This is a genomic window from Brachybacterium atlanticum, assembly GCF_025669985.1.
GTDB classification, from domain to species: Bacteria; Actinomycetota; Actinomycetes; order Actinomycetales; family Dermabacteraceae; genus Brachybacterium; species Brachybacterium conglomeratum.
Map to the genome: position 1 here is coordinate 44,697 of NZ_JAKJJW010000026.1, position 6,526 is coordinate 51,222.

The 6,526-nt window shown below is 73.0% G+C and carries 6 protein-coding genes; 2 read left to right on the forward strand and 4 right to left on the reverse strand.

Features of this window, described 5'->3' with window-relative positions:
• Window positions 1-21: 21 nt before the first annotated feature.
• The gene (locus L3K22_RS12460) at window positions 22-732 is read right to left on the reverse strand and encodes an exonuclease domain-containing protein (RefSeq protein WP_263311645.1); all 711 of its coding nucleotides are present in this window, start codon (window positions 730-732) and stop codon (window positions 22-24) included.
• 121 nt (window positions 733-853) lie between these two features.
• Between L3K22_RS12460 and L3K22_RS12465 the strand changes: the two genes are divergently transcribed.
• Window positions 854-1,291, forward strand: coding sequence for a VOC family protein (locus L3K22_RS12465; protein WP_263311646.1), 438 nt, complete (start codon window positions 854-856; stop codon window positions 1,289-1,291).
• Here the strand turns inward: L3K22_RS12465 and guaB are convergent.
• Complete coding sequence (gene guaB / locus L3K22_RS12470; RefSeq protein WP_263311647.1) at window positions 1,276-2,775, reverse strand: IMP dehydrogenase; 1,500 nt, start codon at window positions 2,773-2,775, stop codon at window positions 1,276-1,278. The genes L3K22_RS12465 and guaB overlap by 16 nt on opposite strands.
• Before the next feature lie 201 nt (window positions 2,776-2,976).
• Between guaB and L3K22_RS12475 the strand changes: the two genes are divergently transcribed.
• Window positions 2,977-4,632 (forward strand): inorganic phosphate transporter, encoded by a 1,656-nt coding sequence (locus L3K22_RS12475; RefSeq protein ID WP_263311648.1) that lies wholly within the window; start codon window positions 2,977-2,979, stop codon window positions 4,630-4,632.
• A gap of 101 nt (window positions 4,633-4,733) precedes the next feature.
• Here the strand turns inward: L3K22_RS12475 and L3K22_RS12480 are convergent, their stop codons facing one another.
• Complete coding sequence (locus L3K22_RS12480; protein WP_263311649.1) at window positions 4,734-5,504, reverse strand: hypothetical protein; 771 nt, start codon at window positions 5,502-5,504, stop codon at window positions 4,734-4,736.
• Between the two features lie 16 nt (window positions 5,505-5,520).
• Window positions 5,521-6,526, reverse strand: a 1,006-nt coding sequence (locus tag L3K22_RS12485) for a pseudouridine synthase (RefSeq protein ID WP_308445938.1), incomplete at its 5' end; no start/stop codon positions are given.

Here is a 6,526-nt window from a genome sequence, read left to right on the forward strand (position 1 = left end):
GAGGGCCGCCGCCCCGGGTCGTCACAGCGGCCAGGCGGTGGTCACGTCCGGGGTCCTGCCCTTCTTCGTGAGCCACTCGTTCATGCCCTCGGCCCAGCGGCCATGCCAGCCCACCTGCTCGCGGTGGAGCTCCTCGAGGGTGGAGAAGGCGACCTGCGGGTGCTTCGCGGCGATCGCGCGGACCACGTCCAGCGTGGCGGAGACGTCGACGTCGGCGGTGTGGAGGCGGCCGTCCTGCTCGAGGTCGTAGTGGGCGAGGACGTCGGTGAGGGTGCGCTTGCCCTTGCGGTAGCGATCCACGCCGCGGTCGATGACGAGCCCGTCGATCACGGGCGCGATGTCGTGGCCGAGCCGCTGGACGAGCGTGGGCAGGCCCAGGCGGGTCAGCTCGTTCTCGAGGATCGCCAGGTCGAAGCCGATGTTGAAGGCGACCAGCGGCACGTCCTTCCCGAGTGCCTCGACGATCATGCCCGCGACCTCGTCGAGCGCCTCGGCGGGCTGCATGCCGTGCTCGCGGGCGTGCTCGGTGCTGATCCCGTGCACGCGCTGGGCGGGCTCGGGGATCTCGACCCCCGGGTCGATCAGCCAGGTCGCGACGGTCTCGTTCTCGCGGCCGGGGCCGACGGAGTGCACGAGCGCGACCGTGACGATACGGTCCCGCTCGACGTTCGTGCCGGTGGTCTCGGTGTCGAAGCCCAGCAGCGGGGCGTCGATCCAGGAAGGGGTGCTCATGCGTCCCAGCCTAGGTGCGCACCCTCGCAGCGCTGACCGCGAGGCGGGCGATGTGGACGTGCGGGCGCTGAGGAGGAATGATCGCGGGGCACACGAATCGTCCCGCTCCCGAGGAGACCCGATGCCCGCGCCCGCCCTGTACCTGCGCCTGCCCGGCACCGCCGCCGAGGCGCTCGAGTTCTACCAGGGGGTCTTCGGCGGGAAGACCTCCGCGGCGACCTACGCCGAGTTCGCGCGGACCGACGGCCCCGGCTCCGCGCTCGCCCACGGCATGCTGCGCGGCGCGGTGGACCTAAACGTCTCCGACGCCGGCGAGGCCGATGAGCCCTTCGCCGCGCGGGGACTCATGGTCGCGCTGCTCGGGGCCGCCGATCCCACCACGCTGCGCACCTGGTTCGCGGAGCTCGCCGAGGGCGGAGAGGTCCTCGATCCGCTGCAGCGCCGGGCCTGGGGCGCCTCCGACGGGCAGGTCCGCGACCGCTTCGGAGTGCGCTGGCTGATCGGCTACGAGCACGGCACCGATCCGTCGGCGGAGGCCACGGCTCAGCGCGAGGAGTAGTTCGGGGCCTCCATGATCGCGGCCATGTCGTGGGGGTGGGACTCCTTGAGCCCGGCCGCGGTGATGCGCACGAACTTCCCGCGCTCCTTCAGCTCGGGCACGGTGTTCGCGCCGACGTAGAACATCGACTGGTGAAGCCCGCCGATGAGCTGGTGGACGACGGAGCCGAGCTGCCCCTTGTAGGAGACGCGGCCCTCGATGCCCTCGGGGACGATCTTGTCGTCGCTGGGGACGTCGGCCTGGAAGTAGCGGTCCTTGGAGAAGGACTTCTTGCCGCGCGAGGACATCGCGCCGAGCGAGCCCATGCCGCGATAGGCCTTGTACTGCTTGCCGCCGACGAGCACGACCTCGCCCGGCGACTCCTCGGTGCCGGCCAGCAGGGAGCCGACCATGACGGTGTCGGCGCCGGCGACGAGCGCCTTGGCGATGTCGCCGGAGTACTGCAGGCCGCCGTCGCCGATCAGCGGCACGCCCGCGGGGCCGCAGGCCTTGGCGGCCTCGTGGATCGCGGTGACCTGCGGGACGCCGACGCCGGCGACCACGCGGGTGGTGCAGATGGAGCCGGGACCCACGCCGACCTTGACCGCGTCGGCGCCCGCGTCGACGAGCGCCTGCGCGCCCTCGCGGGTGGCGACGTTGCCGCCGATGATCTGGACGTCGGCGAAGTAGGGGTCGTTCTTCAGGGTGCGGATCATCTCCAGCGCCAGGCGGGCGTGGCCGTTGGCGGTGTCGACGACGAGCACGTCGGCGCCGGCGTCGCGCAGCTGGCCGGCGCGCTCGAGGGAATCGCCGAAGAAGCCGACGCCCGCGCCGACGAGGAGGCGGCCCTGACTGTCCTTGGAGGCGTCGGGGAACTGCTCGGACTTCACGAAGTCCTTCACGGTGATCAGCCCGGTCAGGCGGCCCTCGGCGTCGATCAGCGGGAGGCGCTCGCGCTTGTTCTTGCGCAGCAGGGCGGTGGCCTGCTCGGGGGCGACGTCCTCCGGCGCGGTGAACAGCTCGGTGGTCATCACGTCGGCGACACGGGTGGTGGACCACTCGGCGACGGGGATGAAGCGCAGGTCACGGTTGGTGCAGATGCCCAGCAGGCGCTGGCCCTGGTCGACGACGGGGAGACCGGAGACCCGGAACTGGCCGCACAGGGCGTCGAAGTCCTCGAGGGTCGCCTCGGGGCCGATCGTGACGGGGTTCGTGATGCGGCCGGTCTGGGTGCGCTTGACGAGGTCGACCTGGTGGGCCTGGTCCTCGATGGAGAGGTTGCGGTGGAGGATGCCGATGCCGCCGTGGCGGGCCATCGCGATCGCCATCCGCGACTCGGTCACGGTGTCCATCGCGGCGCTGGCGAGGGGGAGCTTGAGGGTGATCTCCCTGGTGAGCCGGGAGGAGGTGTCCGCCTCGGAGGGGATCACGTCGGTCTCCCCGGGAAGCAGCAGGACGTCGTCGTAGGTCAGGCCGATGAAACCGAAGGGATCCGCGCTCGTCATGCAGAAATGCTACGTCCCGGAGAACCGGGGCGGGCAGGCCGTCCGACGTGGGAACGGCCACGTCCGCGACCCGGCCCCACCCCGGGAGTTCACCCCGATGACACCACGATGACACTTCTCGGCCTAGAGTGGCCGCGGCGCGCGAGGGCCGTCCGGCCCCCGCGCCCCTCCCCCGTACCTCCTCACCCCGGGAACGCGACGATGGCACGCACCTCCGCCCAGGACTCGACCGACGCCCCCGTGACCCAGGGCTTCCTCGGTCTCGATCGCAGCTGGCACGTCGGTGCCGGACTGCTGACCCTCGCGACCGTGGTCGCGTTCACGATCTGGGCCTTCACCCACACCGGCACCGACGTCAACGCCTTCCTGCTGATCCTCGCGATCGCGTTCGGGCTGTTCATGGCGTTCAACATCGGCGGCAACGACGTCGCGAACTCCTTCGGCACGAGCGTCGGCGCCGGCACCCTGACCATGAAGCAGGCCCTCGTCGTCGCGGCGGTCTTCGAGGTCTCCGGCGCCGTGCTCGCCGGCGGCTCCGTCACCGAGACCGTGCGCAGCGGCATCGTGGACCTCGAGGGGATGTCGCTCGACCCGCTCGCCTTCGCGCTGATCATGATGTCGGCCCTGCTGGGCGCCGCGGTGTGGCTGCTGCTGGCGACCAGGATGGGCTGGCCGGTCTCCACCACGCACGCGATCATCGGCGGCATCGTCGGCGCGGCGGTGACCACCGGCCTGGTCACGGGCACCGGCGGCTTCGCCATGGTGCACTGGGGTGAGATCGGGAAGATCGCCGTGTCCTGGATCCTCTCCCCGCTGCTGGGCGGCATCGCCTCCTTCCTCCTGTTCGGGGCGATCAAGCGCCGGATCCTCGCCCCCGCCGCTCGCGCGATCGCGCTCGGCTCCCGCGGCTACGACGACGCGGAGGACGACGATGACGTCGATGACGACGATGAGGAAGACGACGCGGACGAGTCGTGGCAGCGTCACGTGCCCGCCTCCGAGCGCATGACCGAGCTGCAGCAGTCCGCGTTCGCGGAGTCCGCGGCGCTGGACCTCACCCCGGGCGGCCCCGGCGCTGAGCTCATCGAGGCCTCCGCGGATCTGACCAAGAAGGAGCGCAAGGCGGCCCGCAAGGTGGAGCGCAAGGCCGCCTACCACGCCCTGGAGAAGCGGGTCCCGCCGCTGGCCGCCGGCGCCGCGATGGTGCTGGCCGCGATGCTGGTGTTCAAGGGCCTGGACAACGTGGGGCTGAACATCTCCGTCGGCGGCGGCGTGCTGATGCTGGTCATGCTCGCGCTCGGGGTGTGGATGGCGACGACGATCTTCGCGCGCGCGCTGAAGAAGCAGTCGATCTCTCGGGCCACCTTCATCATGTTCAGCTGGATGCAGGTGTTCACCGCCTGCGCCTTCGCCTTCTCCCATGGCGCCAACGACATCGCCAACGCGATCGGCCCCTTCGTGGCGGTCCTCGACGTGCTGAAGACCGGGCAGATCGGCGCGGAGGCAGCGGTGCCCACCGCCGCCCTGATCGCCTTCGGCGTCGCGTTGGTCTCGGGGCTGTGGTTCGTGGGCCGCAAGGTGATCCACACCGTCGGCACCGGCCTGACTGCGATGCACCCCTCCTCCGGCTTCGCCGCGGAGCTGGCGGCAGCGACGATCGTGCTGCTCGCCTCGGTGCTGGGGCTGCCCGTCTCCTCCACGCATATCCTCATCGGCGCGGTGCTCGGCGTGGGCATCGTCAACCACGCCGCGAACTGGCGGCTCATGCGGCCGATCTTCCTCGCCTGGATCATCACCCTGCCCGCCGCCGCGGGCATCGGCGCGGCCGGCGTGCTGGTGCTGCGCGCGATCTTCTGAGGCGCCGGCCTCGGCGGCGCACGGCTCCGCAGCCCGCCGCCGCCGCACCCGCGCCCGCGCCCCGGCGGCGTCCTCCAGGACGCCGCCGGGGTGCGGTCGTCTCAGGGGCGCGGATCGCCGGCCCGGGGTTCCTCCCGCCCGCCGAGCACCCGTCGCACCCGGTCGAACTCGGCCTGGAAGGCGACCTCGTCGTGCGCGTACTCCTCCCGCCAGGGCATGTCGAGGCGGGCGGCGAGCTCCCGATGCGCCGCCTCCACGCGGCCGCGCCGCTCCTCGTGCACGAGCACCTCGCGCGGCGGCGCCGGACGGAATCCCGCCGCGGCCTGCAGGACGCGCAGCCCGTCGAAGGAGGCGGCGTCCCAGCCGATCTCCGGAACGACCCACTGCCGCACCTGATCCTCCCCCCGCGCGCGCACACCGATAAGCCCGAGACTGCCGCGCATCGCCTCCCCCACCGCGTACTCGACCTCGCCGAGCGCGGCGCGGTCGCGGGTGCGCAGGCCCTTGCGCAGGCGCAGGGTCCGTGACTGCTCGTCGAGGAGCACGACGGTGCGCGTCAGCAGCAGCGGCACCAGCGCCCACAGCGCGAACAGGGCCCAGAGGGCGAGCGCGCCCAGCAGCAGCTGCGTCCAGGCGGGGGCGAGCAGCTGCTCGAGCAGCCCGTCGTGCCCGTCACGGAGTCGGGAGATCCGCCACTGCTGGAATCCCGCGCCGGCGAAGGGGCTCAGCAGCAGGGAGACCAGTGGCAGTCCGATCAGCGCACCGGGCAGGTAGCGGCCGCGGACCGAGGGGCCGACGAGCACCTCGCCGCTGCGGGTGCGCCGCGGGGCGGGGACGGTCGCGGCGGGGTCCGGGGGCGGGGTCGTGCTCACGATGACCAGCGTACGGTCAGGTGCCTGGGGGCTCGCCCGGGGCGAGGCCCCCGAGCACCCGCCCGCTGCGGAACTCCCTCGCCTGCCCGGTCACCGGATCGGTGAAGGCGAGCGAGCGGGCGAGCAGCTGGAGCGGCCCGGCCGGCTCCGGGGAGGGCTCGGGGTAGAGGTCCTCGCCGGCGATCGGGGCGCCGCGGGAGGAGAGCTGGAGGCGCAGCTGATGCGTCCGTCCGGTGCGGGGACGCAGCCCCAGCAGCAGCGCCCTGCCCTCCGTGGGGCCCTCCCCCTCGGAGTCGCCCACCGCGAGCACCTCGAGCTCGGTGTGCGCGTTCGGCGCGCCGGGCACGATCCTCGCGGTGAGCTCCCCACGGCGCTTCTCCATCCGGTCCGCGAGCTCGGCGCGCTCCCCGACGGTCCGCGGCAGCGTGCACCCGGGCCCGGGCAGGACGAGCGCCTCGTAGCGCTTGTCGACCTCGCGCCTCGCGAAGAGCTGCTGATAGGCGCTGCGCTCCTCGGGACGCACCCCGAAGGCGAGCACCCCGGCGGTGCGACGGTCCAGGCGGTGCAGCGGCACCAGCTGCTCGATCCCCGTGTCGCGGCGCAGGCGGACCAGGGCGCTGGCGAGCACATGGGCGCCGCGCGGCATGGTCGCCACGTCATGGGGCTTGTCGATCACCAGCAGGTGCTCGTCGCGGAAGAGGATCGGCAGCGGCTCAGCCGGCACCTCCTCCGGGCGCAGCTCGCGGTGGAACCACAGCTCGTCTCCGACGCCGACGGCATCGTCGGCCGCCCACGCACGTCCGTGGGCGTCGACCACCTCCCCGGCGGCGAAGCGCTCGGCCAGCGGCGTGGCGGCCGGGTCCGCGAGGGCGGGGAAGCGTGCGAGGAGCATCGAGGCCGCCGGTCCGGCGGGGGCGCCCTTCGGCACGAGCCAGCGCACCGCGTCCAGCCCGTCCCGCTGCGGCAGCGGGGGCGGGAGCCGACGGGCGCGGCGGCGGGCGGCGCGGCCGGCCAGATCGGAA

What these genes read in the sequence shown, in the direction of transcription:
- guaB (WP_263311647.1), bottom strand. Translation starts at nt 2,775, where the DNA reads ATGACGAGCGCGGATCCCTTCGGTTTCATCGGCCTGACCTACGACGAC.
- L3K22_RS12475 (WP_263311648.1), top strand. Translation starts at nt 2,977, where the DNA reads ATGGCACGCACCTCCGCCCAGGACTCGACCGACGCCCCCGTGACCCAG.
- L3K22_RS12460 (WP_263311645.1), bottom strand. Translation starts at nt 732, where the DNA reads ATGAGCACCCCTTCCTGGATCGACGCCCCGCTGCTGGGCTTCGACACC.
- L3K22_RS12465 (WP_263311646.1), top strand. Translation starts at nt 854, where the DNA reads ATGCCCGCGCCCGCCCTGTACCTGCGCCTGCCCGGCACCGCCGCCGAG.